17 protein-coding genes and 3 tRNA genes are annotated in these 21511 nt (G+C 67.9%); 18 read left to right on the top strand and 2 right to left on the bottom strand.

Annotation, left to right across the window (positions count from 1 at the left end):
* The 13 genes from cobA to tcuB all read left to right on the top strand — a co-directional run.
* On the top strand, positions 1–701 hold a 701-nt coding region (gene cobA, locus QZW52_RS06715; protein ID WP_293996600.1), incomplete at its 5' end, for a uroporphyrinogen-III C-methyltransferase.
* Between the two features lie 57 nt (positions 702–758).
* Entirely contained in the window at positions 759–1082 is a 324-nt protein-coding gene (fdxA, locus tag QZW52_RS06720; protein WP_293996603.1) for a ferredoxin FdxA, read from the top strand.
* Positions 1083–1100: 18 nt separating this feature from the next.
* On the top strand, positions 1101–2150 hold the full coding sequence (locus QZW52_RS06725; protein ID WP_293996605.1) for an NAD(P)/FAD-dependent oxidoreductase: 1050 nt from the start codon (positions 1101–1103) through the stop codon (positions 2148–2150).
* 213 nt (positions 2151–2363) lie between these two features.
* The gene (locus QZW52_RS06730; RefSeq protein WP_293996607.1) at positions 2364–3152 is read left to right on the top strand and encodes an ABC transporter substrate-binding protein; all 789 of its coding nucleotides are present in this window, start codon (positions 2364–2366) and stop codon (positions 3150–3152) included.
* Positions 3153–3162: 10 nt separating this feature from the next.
* A complete protein-coding gene (locus QZW52_RS06735; RefSeq protein WP_293996608.1) occupies positions 3163–5298 on the top strand; it encodes a sensor histidine kinase in 2136 nt (711 codons plus the stop codon).
* Between the two features lie 127 nt (positions 5299–5425).
* A tRNA-Asn gene (locus QZW52_RS06740) sits at positions 5426–5501 on the top strand.
* Between the two features lie 50 nt (positions 5502–5551).
* Positions 5552–5627, top strand: a tRNA-Asn gene (locus QZW52_RS06745).
* A gap of 76 nt (positions 5628–5703) precedes the next feature.
* Positions 5704–7014: a DUF1615 domain-containing protein gene (locus QZW52_RS06750; RefSeq protein ID WP_293996610.1), complete on the top strand. Its 1311-nt coding sequence runs from the start codon at positions 5704–5706 to the stop codon at positions 7012–7014.
* 17 nt (positions 7015–7031) lie between these two features.
* Positions 7032–7958, top strand: coding sequence for a LysR substrate-binding domain-containing protein (locus QZW52_RS06755; RefSeq protein ID WP_293996612.1), 927 nt, complete (start codon positions 7032–7034; stop codon positions 7956–7958).
* A 96-nt stretch (positions 7959–8054) separates the two neighbouring features.
* Positions 8055–8810 (top strand): SDR family oxidoreductase, encoded by a 756-nt coding sequence (locus QZW52_RS06760; RefSeq protein ID WP_293996614.1) that lies wholly within the window; start codon positions 8055–8057, stop codon positions 8808–8810.
* Between the two features lie 49 nt (positions 8811–8859).
* On the top strand, positions 8860–9855 hold the full coding sequence (locus QZW52_RS06765; RefSeq protein ID WP_293996616.1) for a Bug family tripartite tricarboxylate transporter substrate binding protein: 996 nt from the start codon (positions 8860–8862) through the stop codon (positions 9853–9855).
* An 18-nt stretch (positions 9856–9873) separates the two neighbouring features.
* Positions 9874–11298: an FAD-dependent tricarballylate dehydrogenase TcuA gene (gene tcuA, locus QZW52_RS06770; protein WP_293996618.1), complete on the top strand. Its 1425-nt coding sequence runs from the start codon at positions 9874–9876 to the stop codon at positions 11296–11298.
* Positions 11285–12457, top strand: coding sequence for a tricarballylate utilization 4Fe-4S protein TcuB (gene tcuB / locus QZW52_RS06775; RefSeq protein WP_293996620.1), 1173 nt, complete (start codon positions 11285–11287; stop codon positions 12455–12457). The genes tcuA and tcuB overlap by 14 nt, the downstream gene beginning before the upstream one ends.
* An 11-nt stretch (positions 12458–12468) precedes the next feature.
* On the opposite strand, the gene QZW52_RS06780 is transcribed toward tcuB, so the two are convergent.
* Both QZW52_RS06780 and ppa read right to left on the bottom strand, forming a co-directional pair.
* The gene (locus tag QZW52_RS06780) at positions 12469–14253 is read right to left on the bottom strand and encodes an ABC transporter ATP-binding protein/permease (RefSeq protein WP_293996622.1); all 1785 of its coding nucleotides are present in this window, start codon (positions 14251–14253) and stop codon (positions 12469–12471) included.
* A 64-nt stretch (positions 14254–14317) separates the two neighbouring features.
* Entirely contained in the window at positions 14318–14857 is a 540-nt protein-coding gene (ppa, locus tag QZW52_RS06785) for an inorganic diphosphatase (RefSeq protein ID WP_293996624.1), read from the bottom strand.
* Positions 14858–15141: 284 nt separating this feature from the next.
* Between ppa and QZW52_RS06790 the strand changes: the two genes are divergently transcribed.
* The 5 genes from QZW52_RS06790 (at position 15142) to QZW52_RS06810 (ending at position 21335) form a co-directional block, all read left to right on the top strand.
* The gene (locus QZW52_RS06790; RefSeq protein WP_293996626.1) at positions 15142–17601 is read left to right on the top strand and encodes a sodium-translocating pyrophosphatase; all 2460 of its coding nucleotides are present in this window, start codon (positions 15142–15144) and stop codon (positions 17599–17601) included.
* A gap of 173 nt (positions 17602–17774) precedes the next feature.
* Entirely contained in the window at positions 17775–19145 is a 1371-nt protein-coding gene (locus QZW52_RS06795; RefSeq protein ID WP_293996628.1) for a polyhydroxyalkanoate depolymerase, read from the top strand.
* A 27-nt stretch (positions 19146–19172) separates the two neighbouring features.
* On the top strand, positions 19173–19766 hold the full coding sequence (locus QZW52_RS06800; RefSeq protein ID WP_293996630.1) for an electron transport complex subunit RsxB: 594 nt from the start codon (positions 19173–19175) through the stop codon (positions 19764–19766).
* 22 nt (positions 19767–19788) lie between these two features.
* A tRNA-Ala gene (locus QZW52_RS06805) sits at positions 19789–19864 on the top strand.
* A gap of 184 nt (positions 19865–20048) precedes the next feature.
* Positions 20049–21335 carry a tyrosine-type recombinase/integrase gene (locus QZW52_RS06810; protein ID WP_293996632.1) on the top strand — a complete coding sequence of 429 codons (1287 nt, stop codon included), beginning with the start codon at positions 20049–20051 and terminating at the stop codon, positions 21333–21335.
* Positions 21336–21511 lie beyond the last annotated feature (176 nt).

A 21511-nucleotide genomic window follows, 5' to 3' on the forward strand; every position in this document is an offset into this window, starting at 1 on the left:
GCGTCGTCTTCATCGGCGCCGGACCCGGCTCGGCCGACCTGATCACCGTGCGCGGCCTGAACCGGCTGCGGGCGGCGGAGGTCGTGCTGGCCGATGCGCTGACCGACCCGGCCTTGCGTGCAGAAGCGCCCGACGCCGAGTGGATCGACGTGGGCAAGCGCGGCTTCAGCAGCGAAAGCACCGGCCAGACGCGCATCAACGCGCTGCTGGTCGAGTGTGCGCAGCGGTCGGCCAAGGTCGTGCGGCTCAAGGGCGGCGACCCGAGCATGTTCGGGCGGCTCGAAGAGGAGCTGCAGGCCCTGCGGGCTGCGGGCATCGGCTGCGAGGTCGTGCCCGGCGTGACCTCGGCACTGGCCGCCGCCGCCGTGTCGCAGCAGCCGCTCACGCGCCGCGGCGTCGGTCGCAGCGTCGCCTTCAGCACCGCGATGACGCAGACCGGCGACCTCGAAGCCCGCCGCAGCGCCGACACCGAGGTGTTCTACATGGCGGGCCGGCAACTGCCCTCGCTGGCCGAGCGGCTCGCCGAAGTCGGCTGGCCGGGCGACATGGCCGTGGTGGTGATCTCGCGTGCGGGGTGGCCCGACGAGCAGTTCAGCCGCCACACGGTGGCCACCCTCGCCGAAGCCGATCCGCTGCACCGAGGCCGGCCGACGCTGGTCACGGTGGGCGCCGGTGCGCGGCCCGTGGCACATCCGACTTAAAATTGAACGTTTCTCCGAACGTTCCCCTTCTCAACTTACCCAAGTGAAAACCGCGTCATGACACACGTCGTCACCGAAGCCTGCATCCGCTGCAAGTACACCGATTGCGTGGACGTCTGTCCCGTCGATTGTTTCCGCGAAGGCCCCAATTTCCTGATCATCGATCCGGACGAGTGCATCGACTGCGCGGTCTGCATCCCCGAGTGCCCGGTGAACGCCATCCTCCCCGAGGAAGACGTGCCGGCGGACCAGCTCGCCTTCATCAAGATCAACGCCGAACTGACGCCCAAGTGGCCCAGCATCACCAAGCGCAAGGCCCCTCTGCCGGACGCTGATGACTGGAAGGACGTCAAGGACAAGATCCAGTTCCTGCAACGCTGAACGGGATCGGGGGACGACGTGACCAGCGCACCGGCTGCACCGATCGAGACCGATGCGCTGGTGATCGGCGCGGGTCCGGTCGGGCTGTTCCAGGCGTTCCAGCTCGGGCTGCTGGGGCTGTCGGTACAGGTGGTGGACGTGCTGCCGCAGGCGGGTGGACAGTGCATCGCGCTCTACCCGGACAAGCCGATCTACGACATCCCCGGCGTGCCCGTGTGTACCGGCCGGGAGCTGACCGAGCGGCTGTTGCAGCAGGTGGCCCCCTTGCGGCCCGGTCTGCATTTCGGGGTGGCGGTGCAGAGCCTGCAGCTGCTGCCGGATGGACGTTTTGCCGTCGGGACCACCGCCGGCCCGCTGTTCCACGCGCGCAGCGTCTTCGTCGCGGCCGGTGTGGGCGCGTTCGTGCCACGCCGCCTGCCCGTCGAAGGGCTGCAGGCGCATGAGCCGCACCAGGTCGTTCACCACCCCGACGACCTGACCCCCTTCACCGGCCAGCGGATCATCGTGGTCGGCGGGGACGCCGCCGCGCTGCAACGCGCCGCCACGCTCGCCGAGCAACCCGGCACGCCAGACGTGACCCTGCTGCACCGGCGCGACCAGTTCACCGCTGACGCGGTGTTGCTGGCACGCATCACCGCGCTGCGGGCCGACGGGCGCCTGCGGATCTGCATCGGCCAGATCACTGCGGCACACGCCACGGCCGGTCGGCTGGACAACGTGACGGTGCTGGACGCACAGGGCGGCGAGTCCATGCGGGCGCTGGACGTGCTGGTCGTCTGCCAAGGGCTGAGTCCGCGGCTGGGTCCGATCGCCGACTGGGGCCTGGCCCTGGAGCGCAAGCTGCTGCCTGTTCAGCCCGCCACGTTCGAGACCTCGGTGCCCGGTGTCCACGCCGTCGGTGACATCACCACCTACCCTGGCAAGCTCAAGCTGATCGTCTGCGGCTTCCATGAGGCGACGCTCGCCGCCCATGCCGCCCACACGCGCCTGTACCCGCAACTGCGCGGCCCCTTGCTCTACACCACCAGCAGCGCCGTCCTGCAACGCCGGCTCGGACTCACGGACTGAGCCAGCCGCACGCTTGTGCGAATTCCCTCACGGCCACAGGACTGAATCGGCCGCGCAAGTGTCCGCATCCCGTGGTTTCACCGGGGGCCGCTGCACACTCGCCCGATGTCAAAATTCGCGTCTTTGCAACCCCGACTTTGCACAGCACAGTCGCCACACCAACCCGAGGCAACAAGAAGCAAGATGCGAGTGAACGTACAGGTCATCCAAGTGATGGCCGGTGTGCTGTTGTCCGTGCTGCCAGGTCTGTGCCAGAACGCCGTGGCCGGCGAGGTGCTCGACCGGGTGCAGCGCAGCGGCGAGCTGCGGGTGTGCGTCTGGCCGGATTACTACGGCATCAGCTACCGCAACCCCAAGACCCGACAGTTCACGGGGCTGGACATCGATCTGTCGGCCGAATTCGCCCGCGAGCTGGGCACGCGGCTGAACCACGTCGATTCCTCGTTCGCGACGCTGGCCGAGGATTTGCTGAAGGACCGCTGCGACATCGCGATGTTTGCGGTCGGCGTCCTGCCGCAGCGCGAAAAAGTCCTGCGCTTCAGCCAGCCCTACCTGCAAAGCGACATCTACGCCGTCACCACCCGCAGCAGCCGGGTCGTGCGGCGCTGGGAGGACATCGACCAACCAGGGGTGCAGGTTGCCGTCCAGGCGGGCACGTTCATGGAGCCAGTCATGCGCGACGCCCTGAAGCAGGCGAGCATGGTCGTGATCCGCCCGCCTGCCACGCGCGAGCAGGAACTCGAAGCCGGCCGGGTCGATGTCTTCATGACGGACTACCCCTACAGCCGGCGCTTGCTGGACAACGCCGAATGGGCGAGGCTGATCAGTCCGCCGCAACCCTTCCATGTGCTGCCGTATGCCTACGCCGTCCGCCCCGGGGACGAGGAATGGCTGGCCCGTGTCAACCGGTTCGTGACCGACATGCGCCAGGACGGCCGGCTGGAAAGCGCAGCCCGGCGGCACCGTCTGGTGGAGATCGTGGTGCGCCCCAGTGCCCGCTGAAGCCTCTGCCATGGGACTGCGCGACGTGTCCACCCGCCCGACCTGGCTGAGCAGCCACCACCTGCTCTGGGTCGGCTCGGTGCTGGTGATGCTGCTGGTGCTGCTGTCCGGGGCCTTTTCCTACTACCAGCGCCAAGACACCGCCGCGCAGGAAACCCGCCGCACCCAGCTTCTGGCGCGCCTGCTGGAGGACGAGACCACCCGGACGCTCGACGCCGCCGCCCTCACGCTGACCATGGTCAGCGAGCGGATGCACCAGCGCGAGCAGGTCTACGGCGATCTGGCCGAGCGGCTGGTCGAGGCGGTACGGGGGCGACCGTATCTGCGCAGCCTGTCCGTGCTGGATACAGCGGGCAAGGTGCTGGTCAGCTCCAATCCCGCCACGGTCGGCGTGGTGCTTGATCTGCACCGGTTTGGCCAGCCGGCACAAGCCAGTGAAGCTTGGCTAGGGCCATGGCTGCCCGGCAGGGATCTGGTCGATGCGGCCTCGGCCGCACAGGAAGCGGTCCCGCGCGCCGCGGGTTCCTCCCGGACCCTGCCTGGCGTCGGGGTGATGACGCTGGTCCACCGGGGCACCACGGCCGATGGACAGTCCGTGCTGGCCGTGGCCGCCTTCAACCCGGACTACCTCGCCAACCACTTCCAGCAGATCCTGGGCGAGCGGTCGCTGAACGCCGCCTTGCTCGACTACCAAGGGCGGTTGCTCGCTGGCACCGAGGGGGTGCAGCGCCTGCCCGGCACCAGCGTGCCAGCCCACCGTGCGCTGCAGGAGTTTCTGCCTGACCGGGAACACGGCAGCTACGAGGGCCTGGGGCTGGACGCCACCCCGGTGATCACCGCGTTCCGGGCCAGCCGCAAGCACCCGCTGGTGGTGGTGGTCGAAGAATCGATGACCGAGGTCAGCACGATGTGGCGCCGCAAGCTGGGCTGGCTGCTGGTGGTGGACCTCGTGGGGATGCTGATGATCGCAGCCGGCACCGTCGCGGGCTGGCGCAGCCTGCGCGCCCATGAACGCATGGCCGCCGCGCTGGACCGCACACGCGGCAGGCTGGAGGAAAGCGAACGCCACCTGCGGGCCGTCATCGAGGCGGCACCGGCGCCGATGTTCGTGCTCGATCCGCTAGGACGCTACGTGCTGGTGAACCAGGCATTCGAGGACTTTCTCGGCGTGCGGCGCGACGACCTCATCGGCCAGCGCGCCGACACCGACCCCACATTGAGCCACCTGGCCTACCACCCCGTGCGCGATGTGGCGCTGTGGGCGGGGGCCGGCCACAGCAACTACATGGAAAACATCGTCCTGCGCAATGGCACCAGCCGCCAGGCCCTGATCGCCAAGGTGGCGCTGACACGCCCGGACGGTCGTCCCGGCGGCGTGATCGGCAGCATCACCGATGTGACCAGCTTCCGCGAGGCCGAGCAGCGCGCCGCCGATGCCATGACCGCCTCCGCCGCCGCCCACCGCGCAGAGTCCGAATTCATCGGCAACCTGAGCCATGCGCTGCGCACGCCACTCCAGTCGATCATCGGCTTCTCGGAACTCGGCGTCATGCGCAGCCGCCACGACAGCGCGCAACACGAGCTGTTCACCCACATCCAGGGTGGCGGTCAACGCATGCTGTCGGTGGTCAATGACCTGCTGGACCTCTCGCGCGTCAAGAACGCCACCGGCACGCTCCACCGCAGCGACACCGACACGGGCGATCTGATCGAAGAGGTGATCCGGCACGCACGCATCGACGCCCGTGCGCGCCAGATCGACATCGTGGTCAAGCCATGTGCCGATGGCATGGTGGCGAGCGTGGACGCCCTGCGCTTCCAGCAGGCGGTCCGCACGCTGATCGAGCGGGCCGTGCGCGTCTCGCCCCCAGCCAGCACGGTCGAAGTCCGGGCCTCGCGCGACAGCGAAGGGGGATTGCACTGGTGGATACACGACGCCGGGCCGGGGATGCCCGACAGCGAATGCGACACGATGTTCTCCGCGTTCTTCCAGCCCCGCAGGGCCAGTGATGCTTGCGCCGACGGGAGTGGCCTGGAACTGGCAATCTGCCAGCAGATCCTGCGTGGACTCGATGGCGACGTGCGCTGCAAGAACCACCCGAACGGCGGCAGCGTGTGCCACCTGGCCCTGCCGGCACTGGTCTGAACCCCACGGTCGAGTTCAGATAGAGGCCGCGCAATAAAATTGCCAGAAACTATTGCGTAGGCTATTGTTGGCAGCATAGAATGTACGTCTTGTCAGTTGACGCCAAAAACGCAACGCGCGGCACGATTCCCTGATAGCTCAGTTGGTAGAGCGACGGACTGTTAATCCGCAGGTCCCTGGTTCGAGTCCAGGTCGGGGAGCCAGACACAATCGCGCTGAACGTCATTGCAAGCGGCATTCGCAACTGCACAATTCCCTGATAGCTCAGTTGGTAGAGCGACGGACTGTTAATCCGCAGGTCCCTGGTTCGAGTCCAGGTCGGGGAGCCAAGACATCTGGAAGATCAACGGCTTAGCGTCATCCACGCTAGGCCGTTTTTGTTTGCGCCACCGACATCGCCTCCGCATGAACACTTCCCTGCGCCTTGCTGCCCTCGTCCCCGTGATGGCCGGGCTGGCCGCCTGCACCACGCTGCCCAGCGACCGCCTGCCCTCTGCGCCCACACCGGCGCCGGTCATCACGCTGCCGACAACACCCGTCCCAGCACCCATGCCAGCGCCTGCCCCGGTCCCCGTGCCGGTGCCACCCCCGCTGCCGGCCCTGCCCCCGCTGCCCCCCGCTCCACCGCCGCCGCCCGCATCCCCACCGGTCAGCGCCGCCGACGTGCGCGCGGTGGCCCTGCGCGTGCTGCCACCGAACATCGCCGAGCGCAGCGCCTGGGCCGACGACATCGCCACCAGCTTCGCCGCGCTGTCGATCCCCGCGCAGACGCACAAGGTCTGCGCGCTCGCCGCCGTGATCGAGCAGGAATCGACCTGGCAGGCCGACCCGCCCGTCGCCAATCTGGCCAAGGTCGCCGCCGCCGAACTCGACAAGAAGCGCACCAGGTACGGCATCCCCAAGCCGGTGTTCGACCTGGCGATGGCCCGAACGTCGCCCAACGGCAAGACTTTCCAGCACCGGCTCGACACGCTGCGCACCGAGCGCGAGCTGTCGCTGCTGTTCGAGGACATGATCCGCGAGATTCCGATGGGCACGACGCTGTTCGAGGGCCAGAACCCGGTGAAGACCGGCGGCTCGACGCAGGTCAGCGTGGCCTTCGCCAGTGAGCAGATGCGCGAAAAGCCTTACCCGTGGCGCCCGGCCGGCACCCCGCGCGAGGAGGTGTTCAAGCGGCGTGGCGGCCTCTACTTCGGCGCGGCGATGCTGCTGGACTACCCAGTCTCGTACAACCGCATGCTCTACCGCTTCGCCGACTACAACGCCGGCCGCTACAGCAGCCGCAACGCCGCCGTGCAGTCGCTGCTGTCCCAGTTGACGGGCCAGAAGCTCGATCCGGACGGCGACCTGCTGCGCTACAAGGGCGGCGAGCCGGTATCGCCGCGCACCGAGCCGAGCCAGGCGTGGCGGGCGCTGCTGGCGTTGCAGGCGGAACTCGGGGTCAACGCCGCGCAGATCGAGCGGGATCTGAAGCTGGAAAAACAGTTCGCCTTCGAGCAGTCGCCGACCTACCGGCGGCTGTACCAACTGGCCGACAAGCGCGGGCTGAAACCTCCCCGCGAGCAGTTGCCCGACATCGAACTCAACAGCCCGAAGATCACGCGCAAGCTGACCACGGCGTGGTTCGCCGAACGCTGCGAGATGCGCTACCGGGTGTGCATGGCGCGGGACACCGTGGCACCACCAGTGCCCGCGGCCAGCGATCCACGGCCCTGATCCGGCAGAGTTCAACGATGGAGCTGCGGCAACTGCGCTACTTCGTGAAGGTCATCGAGTTCGGCAGCATGGGCCGCGCCGCCACCGAACTCGGCGTCGTCACCTCCGCACTGAGCCAGCAGATCAGCCGGCTGGAAAGCGAGCTGTCCACCCGGCTGCTGCAGCGCAGCTCCACCGGCGTGCTGCCCACCGATGCCGGTGTGGCCTTCTGGCGGCAAGCGCAACTCGTGCTGCGCCATGTCGATGAAGCCGGCCGTGCGGCACAGCAGGCGCGGCTGTCGGGCCACGTCAGCGTCGGGCTGGCACCGTCCACGGCCGCCGTGCTGGGCCTGCCGCTGATGCGGGCGATGCGGGTGCGTTACCCGGATGTGCGGCTGCACTTGATCGAGAACCTCTCGGGCCACCTGACGCAGATGCTCAACGCCCGCCAGCTCGACCTCGCCGTGCTGTTCCAGTCGGAGGCGGCGCGGCGCTGGAGCGTGATGCCGCTGCTCGACGAGGCGCTGTTTGTCATCGGCTCGGCGGCGCTACCCGGCCTGCCGACGGGCCACGAAGTGCGGCTCGACGCGCTGGGTGACTTGCCGCTGATCCTGCCGAGCGGGCCGCACGGGCTGCGGGCGCTGCTGAACCAGTCGTTCCAGCGCGCCGGCCTGACGCCGCACGTCATCGCCGAGATCGACGGGCTGGCGCTGCTGATGGACGCCGTCTGCGCGGGGCTGGGCGCCACGATCCAGCCGGGATCGGCGGCAGCGCGCTTGCCGCAAGCCGCGCTGCGCCTGGTGCCGCTGGCCGATGACCAGGCGCGGCGGCCGAACCTGCTGGTGAGCCTGTCGGACGATGAACTCTCGCCCGCCGCGCTGGCCACCCGTGTCGTGATGACCGACGTGGCGCGCACGCTGGTCCAGGAGGGCCGCTGGACCGGCGCCCGCCTTCACGAAAACTGAAGACCCGTTGCCGGCAGCGGTCTGGCGCCCGGGCCGAGGGCTGCCTACAGTGTCCCGATTCGCTTCACCCGAACCCGAACGACGGAGACACTCCCCATGGACCTGCAACTCACCGGGCGCACCGCCCTCGTCACCGGCGCCAGCGTCGGCATCGGCCGCGGCATCGCCCTGGCGCTCGCAGCCGAAGGCGTGCGCGTGGCGCTGTCCGCCCGCCGCGCCGAGAAACTGCGTGAAGTCGCCGCCGAGATCGTCGCGGCCGGTGGTGCGGAACCCGTGCTGATCGAGCAGGACATGTACGCCGACGACGCCGCCCGCCGCATCGCCGACGCCGCGGTGGCCGGGCTGGGCCGCGTGGACATCCTCGTCAACAACGCGGGCGGCTCGCGCAGCTTCAAGGAACTGCACGTGAGCGAGGAGCAGTGGCAGGAGGCGATCACGCTGAACTTCCACCGCCCGCGCCAGCTCGGCGACGCGCTGATCGACCAGATGATCGCCAACGAATGGGGCCGCATCATCAACATCACGGGCAAGAGCGAGCCGGAGCACATCAACGGCGCCTTCTGCGCGAAAGCCGGCATGCACAGTTGGGCCAAGGGCTTGAGCCGGATGGTGGGCAAGCACGGCATCACGGTGAACTGCATCCCGCCGGGGCGCATCCACTCCGAGCAGATCTTCCGCAACTACACGCCCGAGTACCGGCAGTGGCAGTGCGACAACGAGATCCCGGTCGGCCGCTACGGCGAGCCGGAGGATCTGGCGAACCTCGTGTGTTTCCTCAGCAGCCCGCTGGCGAGCTACATCACGGGCACGGTGATTCCGGTGGATGGAGGGTTGCGCCGCTACCAGTTCTGAGCCGAGTTCCGGACACTGGCACGACCCATTCCAACGAGGAGACCGCCCCATGACCATCGACCGTCGCCACTTCCTGTCCGCCACTGCGGCGCTGGCCCTGCCCGGACTCGCTGCGGCACAAACTGCGGCACCCGCCACGGCCTCTGGCTGGCCGAAGCAGTCGATCCGCTTTGTCGTGCCCTTTGCACCGGGGGGCACGTCGGAAATCGTCGCACGCACGGTCGCGCACGAGTTGACCAAGCAACTTGGCCAGACGGTCTACATCGACAACAAGGGCGGTGGCGCCGGCATCCCGGCGATGCAGGATGTCGCCAAGTCCACCCCGGACGGCCACACCATCATCCTCGGCCACGTCGGCTCGCTGGCGGTGAACCCCTACCTCTTCCCGAACCAGCCGTATGACGTGAACAAGGACTTCATCCCGGTCACGCTGCTGGCGAAGGTGCCGAACCTGTTCGTCATCCACCCGGACGTGCCGGCGACCAATTTCCAGGAGTTCGTCGCCTACGCGAAGAAGAACCCCGGCAAGCTCAACTACGGCTCGGCGGGCAACGCCAGCGCCGGCCACCTCGCGATGGAGTACCTGAAGCTGGTGACGGGCATGTTCATCACGCACATCCCCTACCGCGGCACCGGCCCGCAGCTCACCGACCTGCTCGCCGGACGCACGCAGGCATCGTCGGCCGGGCTGCCGGCGCTGCTGCCGCACATCAAGTCGGGCAAGCTGCGCGCCATCGCGGTCGGCACGCCGCAGCGGCTGGCGGCGCTGCCGGACGTGCCGACGGTGGCCGAGATGGGCTTCAAGGACTTCGAGACCTCGCAGTGGTACGGCATCCTGGCGCCCGCCGGCACACCCGCCGACATCGTGAAGAAGCTCCAGGAAGAGTCGCTCAAGGCGCTGAAATCGAACTCGGTGACCGAGCGGTTCGCCAGCGACAGCGCGGTGGGCGGCGGCGGGCCGTCGAGCGAGTTCGCGGCCTACATCGCGCAGCAGCAGAAGGTCTGGAAAGAGATCGTCAAGCGCGCCAGCATCCGGGCAGATTGAGGCGAAGCGAGAACCACGATGGTCGATGTGCTCGTGATCGGCGGCGGCAACGCCGCGTTGTGCGCCGCGTTGATGGCGCGGGAGGCGGGGGCGTCGGTGATGCTGCTCGAAGCGGCGCCACGTGACCTGCGGGGCGGTAACTCCAGCCACACCCGCAACCTGCGCTGCATGCACGACGCGCCGCAGGACGTGCTGGTCGAGGCGTACCCGGAAGAGGAGTTCTGGCAGGACTTGCTGAAGGTGACGGGCGGCAGGACCGACGAGGCGCTGGCCCGGCTGGTGATCCGCGCGTCCGCGAACTGCCGCGACTGGATGCGCTCGCATGGGGTGCATTTCCAGCCCTCGCTGTCGGGCGCGCTGCACACGGCGCGCACGAATGCGTTTTTCATGGGTGGCGGCAAGGCGCTGGTGAACGCGTACTACCGCAGCGCCGAGCGGCTGGGCGTGCAGATCCGCTACGAGGCGCCGGTCGATCGGATCGAACTCGATGGGGACCGCTTCGTCGCCGCGTTCGTCGGCGAGGAGCGCATCGCGGCGCGGTCGTGCGTGCTGGCGTGTGGCGGCTTCGAGTCGGACCGCGGCTGGCTGCGCGAAGCGTGGGGCCAGAACGAGCGCGGCGAGTGGCCGGCGGACAACTTCCTGATCCGCGGCACCCGCTTCAACCAAGGGACGCTGCTGCGCGATCTGCTGAACCACGGTGCGGACCCGATCGGCGACGCCACGCAGGCGCACATGGTCGCCATCGACGCCCGCGCCCCGCTCTACGACGGCGGCATCTGCACGCGCATCGACTGTGTGTCCCTGGGCGTCGTCGTCAACCGCGAGGCACGGCGCTTCTACGACGAGGGCGAGGACTTCTGGCCCAAGCGGTACGCGATCTGGGGCCGCCTCGTCGCGCACCAGCCCGGCCAGATCGCCCACTGCGTGATCGACAGCAAGGCGATCGGGCGCTTCATGCCGCCGGTCTTTCCCGGCAACAAGGCCGACACCCTGCCCGACCTCGCCCGCCAGCTCGGCCTGGACGAAGCCACCTTCATGCAGACCCTCGACGACTACAACCGCGCCTGCCGCGTCGGCACCTTCGACCACACCCGGCTCGACGACTGCCGCACCGAGGGCATCACCCCGGCCAAGACACACTGGGCGCGGCCGATCGACACGCCGCCCTTCTATGGCTACACGCTGCGGCCGGGCGTGACCTTCACCTACCTCGGGCTGAAGACCGATGACCAAGCCGCAGTGCATTTCGGCGGCCGGGCGAGCGGCAACCTGTTCGTGGCGGGCGAGATGATGGCCGGCAACGTGCTCGGGCAGGGCTACACGGCCGGCGTGGGCATGTCGATCGGCACAGCGTTCGGCCGCATCGCCGGCACGTCAGCAGCCCGCAGCGCGCTGGAACAACAACAACCGCAACGCGAGGGGGTTCGCCATGCAGACGCTTGAGGCGCTGACCCGTGACGCGCTGGCGCTCGGGCGCGGCGAATTCGTCCCGACCCACCAGACGACCGCGCAGACCGACGAGGTCGCCCGCGTGATGACCATCTGCAACGCCTGCCGCTACTGCGAGGGCTTCTGCGCGGTGTTCCCGGCGATGACGCGGCGGCTCGATTTCACGCCGGCGGATGCGCACTACCTCGCCAACCTCTGCCACAACTGCGGCGCCTGCCTGCACGCCTGCCAGTACGCGCCGCCGCACGAATTTGCGGTAAACGTGCCGCGGGCGATGGCGCAAGTGCGGTTGACGACCTACGCCGACCATGCGTGGCCACCCGCGTTCGGCCGGCTCTACCAGCGCAGCGGGCTGACGGTGGCGCTGGCGCTCGCGGGTGGGCTGGCGCTGTTCCTGGTGATGGTGCTGGCGATGACTGGCGGCCTGTGGCATGCGCCGATGGCCGGGAATTTCTACGCCTTGTTCCCGCACAACCTGCTGGTCGGGATGTTTGCACCGGTGTTCGGCTGGGCGGTGCTGGCGCTGGCGATGGGGGTGCGGCGCTTCTGGCGCGGCGTGTCACCGGGGGCCACCAGCGGCGCGGCGGTGGCCGAGGCGACGCACGACGCGCTGCGGCTGAAGTACCTCGGCGGCGGCCACGGCCAAGGCTGCAACGACGCCGATGACCGCTTCACGCTGTGGCGCCGACGCTGGCACCACGCCACGTTCTACGGCTTCATGCTCTGCTTCGTCTCGACCAGCGTGGCGACGCTGTACCACTACGCGCTCGGGCTGCAGGCGCCCTACCCGCTCACCAGCCTGCCGGTGGTACTCGGCACGCTCGGCGGCATCGGGTTGCTGGTCGGGCCGGCGGGGCTGCTGTGGCTGAACCTGCGGCGCGACCCGCTGCACGGCGACCCGGCGCAGCGGCCGATGGACCGGGGCTTCATCGCGCTGCTGTTCCTGGTCAGCCTGACGGGGCTGGCGCTGCTGGTCGGGCGCGATACCGGGACGATGGCCGCGCTGCTGGCGGTGCATCTCGGGGTGGTGATGGCGCTGTTCGCGACCCTGCCCTACGGCAAGTTCGCGCATGGGGTGTACCGGGTCGCCGCGCTGCTGAAGAACGCGGTCGAGAAGCGACAGCCGAACACGCTGGGGCTGGGCGGGGACTGACCCGATTCCGCTCAGCCCACCGGCTCGATCACCCAGCGCCCCTCACCCGTGAAGGTCAGCGCCTGGTCGTGGAACGCGACCAGCGTCTGGCGGTGGCCGACGCTGACGAGGATGGCCTGCGGCAGGTGGGTGCGCAGCAGGCCGTAGAGGGCGTGCTCCAGCCCGCTGTCGGTGGCCGAGGTGGCTTCGTCGAGGAAAATGATCGCTGGCCGGTTCGCCAGCGCCCGCCCGAAGGCCAGCCGCTGCTGCTCGCCCGGCGAGAGCACCTGCGACCAGTCCTGCACGACATCGAGCTGGTCCGCGAGCTGGCCGAGCTGCACCTGCGCCAGCACCTGCCGCGCCACGTCGTCGGACACCGTCTCGGCCGGATACGCCAGCGCGGCCCGCAGGCTGCCCACCGGCAGGTACGGCCGCTGCGACAGGAACAGGCTCGCCGCGCCGGTCGGGCGCTCCGATTCGCCGGTCGAGAACGGCCACAGCCCCGCCAGCGTGCGCAGCAGCGTCGTCTTGCCCGAGCCGGACGGGCCGCGGATCAGCAGCGCCTGCCCGGTGGTCAGCGTCAGGTCCAGGTCGCGCAGCAGCGCCTGACCATCCGGCCGGTTCACCGTCAGCTTGCGCGTCACCAGCGCCGAGGCATTCTCCTTGACCTCCGGCAGCGACAGCCGCGCCGACGCCGCCACGTTCTGCTCGAAACCGCTCAGCCGGTCCAGCACGGCGCGGTAGCCGGCGAAGTCGTCATACGAGCTGCGGAAGAAGGACAGCGAATCGGCCAGTTGCCCGAAGGACTGGCTGGTCTGCATCACGTCGCCAAGCTTGATGGCACCCGAGAACAGCCGCGGCGCCTGGATGATGAACGGAAAGACGACCGAAATCTGGCTGATCACGAGGTTGTAGCCTTCGAACTTCAGCGCCCGCCACAGCGTCACCCAGGCATTGGCGATGACCGCGGCGAAGCTGGCCAGCAGGCCGCGCTGCTCCACCCGCTCGCCGCGGTACAACGCGATGCTCTCGCCGTACTCACGCACACGCACCAGCAGGTAGCGGTAGTTGGCGGTGAACTTCTCGTTGAGGAAGTTCAGCTCGATCAGCGGCCGGCCGATGCGGAACGCGAAGAACGACGCCACCAGCACGTAGAGGTAGACCAGAAACACCATCGCCCGCGGCACCTCGGTGCCGAACACCGTCATCGACGCCGACAGCTTCCACAGGATGCCGGTGAACTCGTAGACCGACACCACCGCGCCGACCAGCCCCAGCGCCAGTGTCAGCGTGCTGCCCACCAGCGTGGTCACGTCCTGCTGGATGCGCTGGTCGGGGTTGTCCACGGCGGGCTGGGCGAAGCGACCCAGGTAGTAGGACTGGCCACCCAGCCACTCGCCGACCGTGCGCTCGTTCAGCCACAGGCGCCAGTGGATGACGAAGGCGCTGCGGATGTAGGACGTGGCCAGCGCACGCACCACATGGATCGCCGCCAGGATGCCGAACAGGTTGAGGCTGAACCAGAACTTGGGCTGGTCGAGTGCCTGCATCGCGCTGTAGAAATCGTTGTACCAGAACGAGAACAGCACGTTCATCCGCACCGCGAACAGCGTACACAGCAGCAGCAACGCCAGGCCGAGCAGCGGGCGCCAGCTCCGCTTCGGCGAGAAGTAGGCGCCGCTGAGCGACCAGAACTGCCGCCCCCATGACGTGGTTCGGGCCAGCACGCCCATCACGAGCACAAAGACCACCAGCGTGATGGCAAAGGTCTTGCCAAGCCAGAGGGCGCTGTTGAGAAGTTCCTGGTTCCAGTTCATGCCCGTAGTCTACGGGCGAAAAAAAAGGAGCCGCAGAGGCTCCCTTGTGGCCGTGCGACCCGGATCAGGCCGCGTTGGCCTTGTCGTACGCGGCCATGCCGTTGACGATCTCGGCCTTGGCGGCTTCCGGGCCTTCCCAGCCCTTGACCTTGACCCACTTGTTCGGCTCCAGGTCCTTGTAGTGCTCGAAGAAGTGCTGGATGGCCTTCAGGCGCATCTGGTTGATGTCTTCCGGCTTCTGCCAGTGGGTGTAGATCGGCAGCACCTTGTCGATCGGCACGGCCAGCAGCTTGGCGTCGCCGCCGGCTTCGTCGTCCATCTGCAGCACGCCGATGGCGCGGCAGGTCACGACCACGCCCGGCGTCAGCGCGAACGGCGTGATGACCAGCACGTCCACCGGGTCTCCGTCGTCGGCCAGCGTGCGCGGGATGTAGCCGTAGTTGCACGGGTAGTGCATCGCCGTCGTCATGAAGCGGTCCACGAACAGCGCGCCGCTTTCCTTGTCCACTTCGTACTTGATCGGATCGGCGTTCATCGGGATCTCGATGACCACGTTGAATTGCTCGGGGGCTTTCGCGCCGGGGGTGACGTTGTGCAGGCTCATGGGGAGGGTTTTTCCGATTGGGGGACGAACAAACCTCGGGATTCTACGGGGTGCGCTTGCGCAGTCCTTGCACCGCACCCAGCCCGCACCAGCGCCGGGCGAGCCAATGCACTGAAAAAGTGCTGGTCGTGCTGGAAAACACCATGCTGGCGTGATTGTTTTCACAATTCGCTTCTTCTAGGATCAGCCCCATTGCGCCCTGCCCTGCCCATGCAACGTGTTCAGGACGCCAGACATCTTTGCCCGAGTTCGACGACCCACCCCCCACGAGGAAGGAGACTCCGATGTCCATGACCACCGCGCTGACGGCGGCGCTGCTCTGCGGCCTGGCTGCAGTCCTGTACGGCTTCATCACCCGAAGCTGGATCCTGAAACAAGACGCCGGCAACGCGCGCATGCAGGAGATCGCCGCGGCGATCCAGCAGGGTGCCGCCGCCTACCTGGCCCGCCAGTACCGCACCATCGCCATCGTCGGCGTGGTTCTGGCGGTACTGATCGCGCTGTTCATCGGCACCTCGACCGCGGTGGCCTTCGTCATCGGCGCACTGCTGTCGGGCGCCTGCGGGTTCATCGGCATGAACGTGTCGGTGCGTGCCAACGTCCGCACGGCGCAAGCCGCCACCAAGGGCATGAACGAGGCGCTGAACGTCGCGTTCAAGGGCGGCGCGATCACCGGGATGCTGGTGGTCGGGCTGGGCCTGCTGGGGGTGGGCATCGTGTTCTGGGTGCTGACCAATGGCGGCACGTCCGACGCGGCGGGCCTGTCCACGGCGCTCAAGCCGCTGATGGGGCTGGCGTTCGGCTCGTCGCTGATCTCGATCTTCGCGCGGCTCGGCGGCGGCATCTTCACCAAGGGCGCGGATGTCGGCGCCGATCTGGTGGGCAAGGTCGAAGCGGGCATCCCCGAGGACGACCCGCGCAACCCGGCCGTGATCGCGGACAACGTCGGCGACAACGTCGGCGACTGCGCCGGCATGGCGGCCGACCTGTTCGAGACCTACGCGGTGACGCTGATCGCCACGATGGTGCTCGGTGCGCTGCTGATCACCACGGCGCCGATGGTGGCAGTGGTCTATCCGCTGCTGCTGGGCGGGGTGTCGATCATCGCGTCGATCATCGGCTGCAGCGTGGTCAAGGCCAGCCCGGGCATGAAGAACGTGATGCCGGCACTCTACAAGGGGCTGATCGTCGCGGGCGCACTGTCGCTGGTGGCGTTCTACTTCGTGACGACGATGTTCGTGCCCGACGACGTGCTGGGCAGTGCTGGCAGCCAGATGCGGCTGTTCGGCGCCTGCGTGGTCGGTCTGGTGCTGACCGCGGCGATGGTCTGGATCACGGAGTACTACACCGGCACGCAATACCCCCCGGTGCAGCACGTCGCCCAAGCCTCCACCACCGGCCACGGCACCAACGTCATCGCCGGCCTGGGCGTGTCCATGCGCTCGACAGCGTGGCCGGTGCTGTTCGTCTGTCTGGCGATCCTGGCCGCGTTCCAGCTTGGCGGTCTGTACGGCATCGCCATCGCCGCGACCTCGATGCTGAGCATGGCGGGCATCGTCGTGGCGCTCGACGCCTATGGCCCGATCACCGACAACGCCGGCGGCATCGCCGAGATGGCCGAGATGCCCAAGTCGGTGCGCGACATCACCGACCCGCTCGACGCCGTGGGCAACACCACCAAGGCCGTCACCAAGGGCTACGCGATCGGCTCAGCGGGTCTGGCGGCACTCGTGCTGTTCGCCGACTACACCCACGCGCTCGAAGCCCGCGGGATGCACGTCAGCTTCGACCTGTCGAACCACCTGGTGATCGTCGGCCTGTTCATCGGCGGGCTGATTCCCTACCTGTTCGGCGCGATGGCGATGGAGGCGGTCGGGCGTGCCGCGGGCAGCGTGGTCGAGGAAGTGCGCCGGCAGTTCCGCGACATCCCCGGGATCATGCAAGGGACCGCCAAGCCGGAGTACGGCCGCGCGGTGGACATGCTGACCAGCGCGGCGATCAAGGAAATGATCGTGCCGAGCCTGCTGCCGGTCGTGGTTCCGGTCGTCGTGGGCCTGCTGCTCGGACCAGCGGCGCTGGGCGGGCTGCTGATGGGCACCATCGTGACGGGCCTGTTCGTGGCGATCTCGATGTGTACCGGCGGCGGCGCCTGGGACAACGCCAAGAAGTACATCGAGGACGGTCACCACGGTGGCAAGGGCAGCGACGCGCACAAGGCCGCAGTGACCGGCGACACGGTGGGCGATCCGTACAAGGACACCGCCGGCCCCGCCATCAACCCGCTGATCAAGATCATCAACATCGTGGCGCTGCTGATCGTGCCGCTGCTCTCGGGTGGTTCGGCTCCCGTCCCGGCAGCCAAGGTCGAGACCGCACCTGCCGTGGCGTCCGCGGCAGCCCCTGTCGCGGACGCTGATGCGGCTTCGATCAAGGTCGAGAACGGCGTCGTCAAGTTCTACTTCGCCTCCGGCGGAGCGGCCCTGGCGGATGGTGCTCCGGCCGCGCTCGCGGATGTCGTCAAGGCGGTCGGGGAAGGCAAGATGGCCGTGCTCAGTGGCTTCCACGATGCCAGCGGTGATCCGGCCAAGAACGCCGAACTGGCCAAGCAGCGGGCCTTGGCCGTGCGCGACGCGCTCAAGGCACTCGGCGTCGCCGAGGACAAGGTCGAGCTGAGCAAGCCCGCCGAGTCCACCGGCAGCGGATCGGCGGCCGAGGCGCGGCGGGTGGAAGTGACACTGAAGTAGGTACCGATTGGTACGGCTGCTGGGAGCAAGTTGGGGGAAATTGCCGGCTTGATTCCTGGCGGCGTGCGATTCATCCTCACGGGTTGGTGGTGCAGGCATACAATGCTGCACTGCAACATATCCGCCCGCCACCCCGCCCGGTGACGAAGCCCCCGGTAGTCAGAGGAATCGCAATGCTTTATCAACTGTACGAAACCCAACGCGCGTTGCTCAGTCCGTTTGCCGAATTCGCCAGCGCCACCGGCAAGCTCTACAGCCACCCGCTGTCGCCCTTCGCCCAGGCACCCGGCTCGCAACGGATGGCTGCTGGCTTCGATCTGATGCACCGCCTGACCAAGGACTACGAGAAGCCGGCCTTCGGGATCACGTCGGTGCAGGCAGAGGGGGGCATCGATGTGGCTGTGCAGGAGCAGGTGATCGAGGCCAAGCCCTTCTGCCGGCTGCTGCGCTTCAAGCGGTACACCGACAACGCACAGATGCTGGAGCGCATGCGTGCCCAGCCGATCGTGCTGGTGGTGGCGCCCCTGTCAGGTCACCACTCCACGCTGCTGCGTGACACCGTTCGCACGCTGCTGCAGGACCACAAGGTCTACATCACCGACTGGGTCGATGCGCGCATGGTGCCGCTGGCCAATGGCGAGTTCCACCTGGCCGACTACATCGCGTATGTGCAGGATTTCATCCGCCTGCTTGGCCCGGAGGTCAACGTGATCTCGGTGTGCCAGCCGACGGTGCCGGTACTGGCGGCGATTTCGCTGCTGGCGTCCAAAGGCGAATTCACGCCGCGCACGATGACGATGATGGGCGGCCCGATCGACGCCCGCAAGAGCCCGACCGCGGTGAACAACCTGGCGATGAACCGCACGCACGAGTGGTTCGAGCAGAACGTGATCTACCGCGTGCCGCAGAACTTCCCCGGCGCTGGCCGCCGCGTCTACCCCGGTTTCATGCAGCACACCGGCTTCGTCGCGATGAACCCGGATCGCCACGCCAACTCGCACTGGGACTACTTCCTCGATCTGGTGCGCGGGGATGACGATAGCGCCGAGTCGCACCGCCAGTTTTACGACGAGTACAACGCCGTGCTCGACATGGACGCGGACTACTACCTCGAAACCATCCGCACGGTGTTCCAGGACTTCTCGCTGGTCCACGGCACCTGGAAGGTCAAGGGCGAGCTGGTCCGTCCGCAGGACATCACGACCACTGCACTGCTGACGGTCGAGGGCGAGCTGGACGATATTTCTGGCGCTGGCCAGACCGAAGCGGCACATGGCCTGTGCAGCGGCATCCCGGCAGACCGCCGCCAGCACTACCTGGTGGAAGGCGCTGGTCACTATGGCATCTTCGCGGGCCGCCGCTGGCGTGAAATGGCGTATCCGCAGGTGCGCAGTTTCATCCTGCAGCACCAGCAGACACCCGCCCCGGCAACCACGGCCGAGACCTCCGTCAGCACCCGCACCGCCAACACCGAGAGCGAAGCGCCCGCACCACAGCCAGCACCGGCCCGCGCCAAAGGCAAGAAGGCAACGTCCGCCACCTGACGCGACGATCTGCCGTCCCCGCGCGCCATGCCGACCCTGGTTGACCAGATCGATGCAGTGCTGCCGCAAACCCAATGCACCCGCTGCGGCTACCCGGACTGCCGGACCTATGCCCAAGCGGTGGCCAAGGGCGAGGCAGCGATCAACCGCTGCCCGCCGGGTGGCATGGACGGCGTGGCACGGCTCGCGGCGCTGACAGGTCAGCCTGTGCGGCCACTGGACAGTGCCTGCGGACTGGAGGGTCCGCTGACGGTGGCCGTCATCGACGAGGCATGGTGCATCGGCTGCACGCTGTGTCTGAAGGCGTGTCCGGTGGATTGCATCGTCGGCACGCACAAGCAGATGCACACGGTGATCGAAGCGCACTGCACCGGCTGCGAGCTGTGCCTGCCGGCGTGTCCGGTGGATTGCATTTCGCTGGACATCGTCACGCCGGGCCAGACGGGCTGGCAGGCGTGGACTCCTGCGCAAGCCGATGCTGCACGCAGTCGCTACCTGAGCCACAAGCAGCGCAGCAGTCCCGTGCGTATTGTGGAGACTTCCGGCCCCACCGAGCGCAAGCAGTCGGTCATTGAAGCCGTACTGGCGCGGGCACGAGCGCAGCGCGTGGAAAAACAGTGATATAGTTTGAAACGTTGTGTCGGGGGGGGTAGCTCAGCTGGGAGAGCGTCGCGTTCGCAATGCGAAGGTCGGGAGTTCGATCCTCCTCCTCTCCACCACCACAACGATTCAGACGGTCCGCCAAGGTCCGACAAACCAGAAAAAGCCCTTGAGAATCAACGCTCTAGGGCTTTTTTGTTGTCCGGGTTAGTGCGCCAAGGTGCGCCGACAGCCACGACAAATTGCAGGAACTTCGGCAGTAACCGGACAATCCGGGTTACTGCACCAAGGGAGTTACTGCACATGGCCCGGATGATCCTGACCGATGCCCACCTCAGAGGCATCAAGGCGCAAGACCCACGGAAACGCCTGACCGATGGCGGGGGGCTGTACCTGCTGCTGTTCGTCAAGGGCGGGTCACACGCCTGGCGCTTCGACTACAGCCACGAGGGCAAGCGCAAGACCCTGAGCCTTGGCACCTACCCGGACACCGGGCTGTCACTGGCACGCCGCAAGGCCGACGAGGCGCGGCGACTGCTGGCCGAAGGGATCAACCCGAGCACGGTACGCAAGGAAGCGAAGACCGCCACCGTGCAGGCGCTGGAAGATGAGCGCCGGGCAGACGCTGGGCTTCCCGCGCTGGGGAGCTTTGAAGAGGTGGCGCGTTCCTGGTTCGACGTGCAGCGCGGCGACTGGGCGGCGACCTACGCGAACAAGGTCATACGTCGTCTGGAGCTGTACGCATTCCCCTACATCGGGCGGCGCCCTGTCGGCGAGATCACACCGCCTGAACTGCTGGCCGTGCTGCGCCGGCTGGAGGCCCGCGGCGTGGTCGAGACGGCGCACCGTGTGCGGGACACCTGTTCCCAGGTGTTCCGGTTCGCAGTGGCTGAAGGTCGAGTCACCAGCGATCCGGCCCGCGACCTGGCCGGCGCTCTGAGGACGCACCAGACGAAACACATTCCAGCCATCACCGACCCGGCCCGCTTCGGCGAGCTGCTGCGGGCGATCGACGGATGCCGCGGCATCCCGGCGACACGCGAGGGGCTGAAGCTGGCCGCGCTGCTGTTCCTTCGGCCCGGTGCTGAACTGCGGGCGGCGGAGTGGTCAGAGTTCGACCTGGACGCCGCGCTGTGGGCAGTGCCGGCCACGCGGATGAAGCGGCGCAAGCACGCCAAGGAGAACGGCCCGCCTCACCTTGTCCCCCTGCCGCGTCAGGCTGTCGAGATCCTGCGGGAGCTGCGGCGCCTGACGGGTCATCAGCAGTTCGTGTTTCAGGGGGTGCGGGATCGGTCCAAGACGATCAGCGAAAACACCCTGAATGCGGCCCTGTCCGCGCTGGGCTTCGGCCCGGATGAAATGCGGATGCACGGGTTCCGTGCTGCGGCCCGCACGATGCTGGCCGAGCGCCTGAACTTCGATGACAAGGTGATAGAGGCGCAACTGGCCCATGCCGTGCCGGACGCGCTGGGGCGTGCCTACAACAGAACGCAGTTCGTCGAGCAACGGCGGGAGATGCTGCAGGTGTGGGCGGACTACCTGGACCGCTTGAGGCAAGGGGCGCAGGTGATACCGATCCGTGCGGCATGAACCCCTTCCGCCTGGTGCCTGATCGGTGCCACCCCCTGCGGCCGTGACCTGAAGCACCGGCCGCACGCCACCAGCCCGGCCCTGTGCCGGGCTTCGTCCATCTGGCTGGATTGCCCGGCCATGCCGGGCTGTCTCTGCGCCGGACGCTGCAGGCGTGCCGACAGGTTCCACGCTGC

Origin of the sequence: Sphaerotilus sp. (assembly GCF_013299175.1) — a bacterium.
Lineage (GTDB): Bacteria > Pseudomonadota > Gammaproteobacteria > Burkholderiales > Burkholderiaceae_C > Sphaerotilus.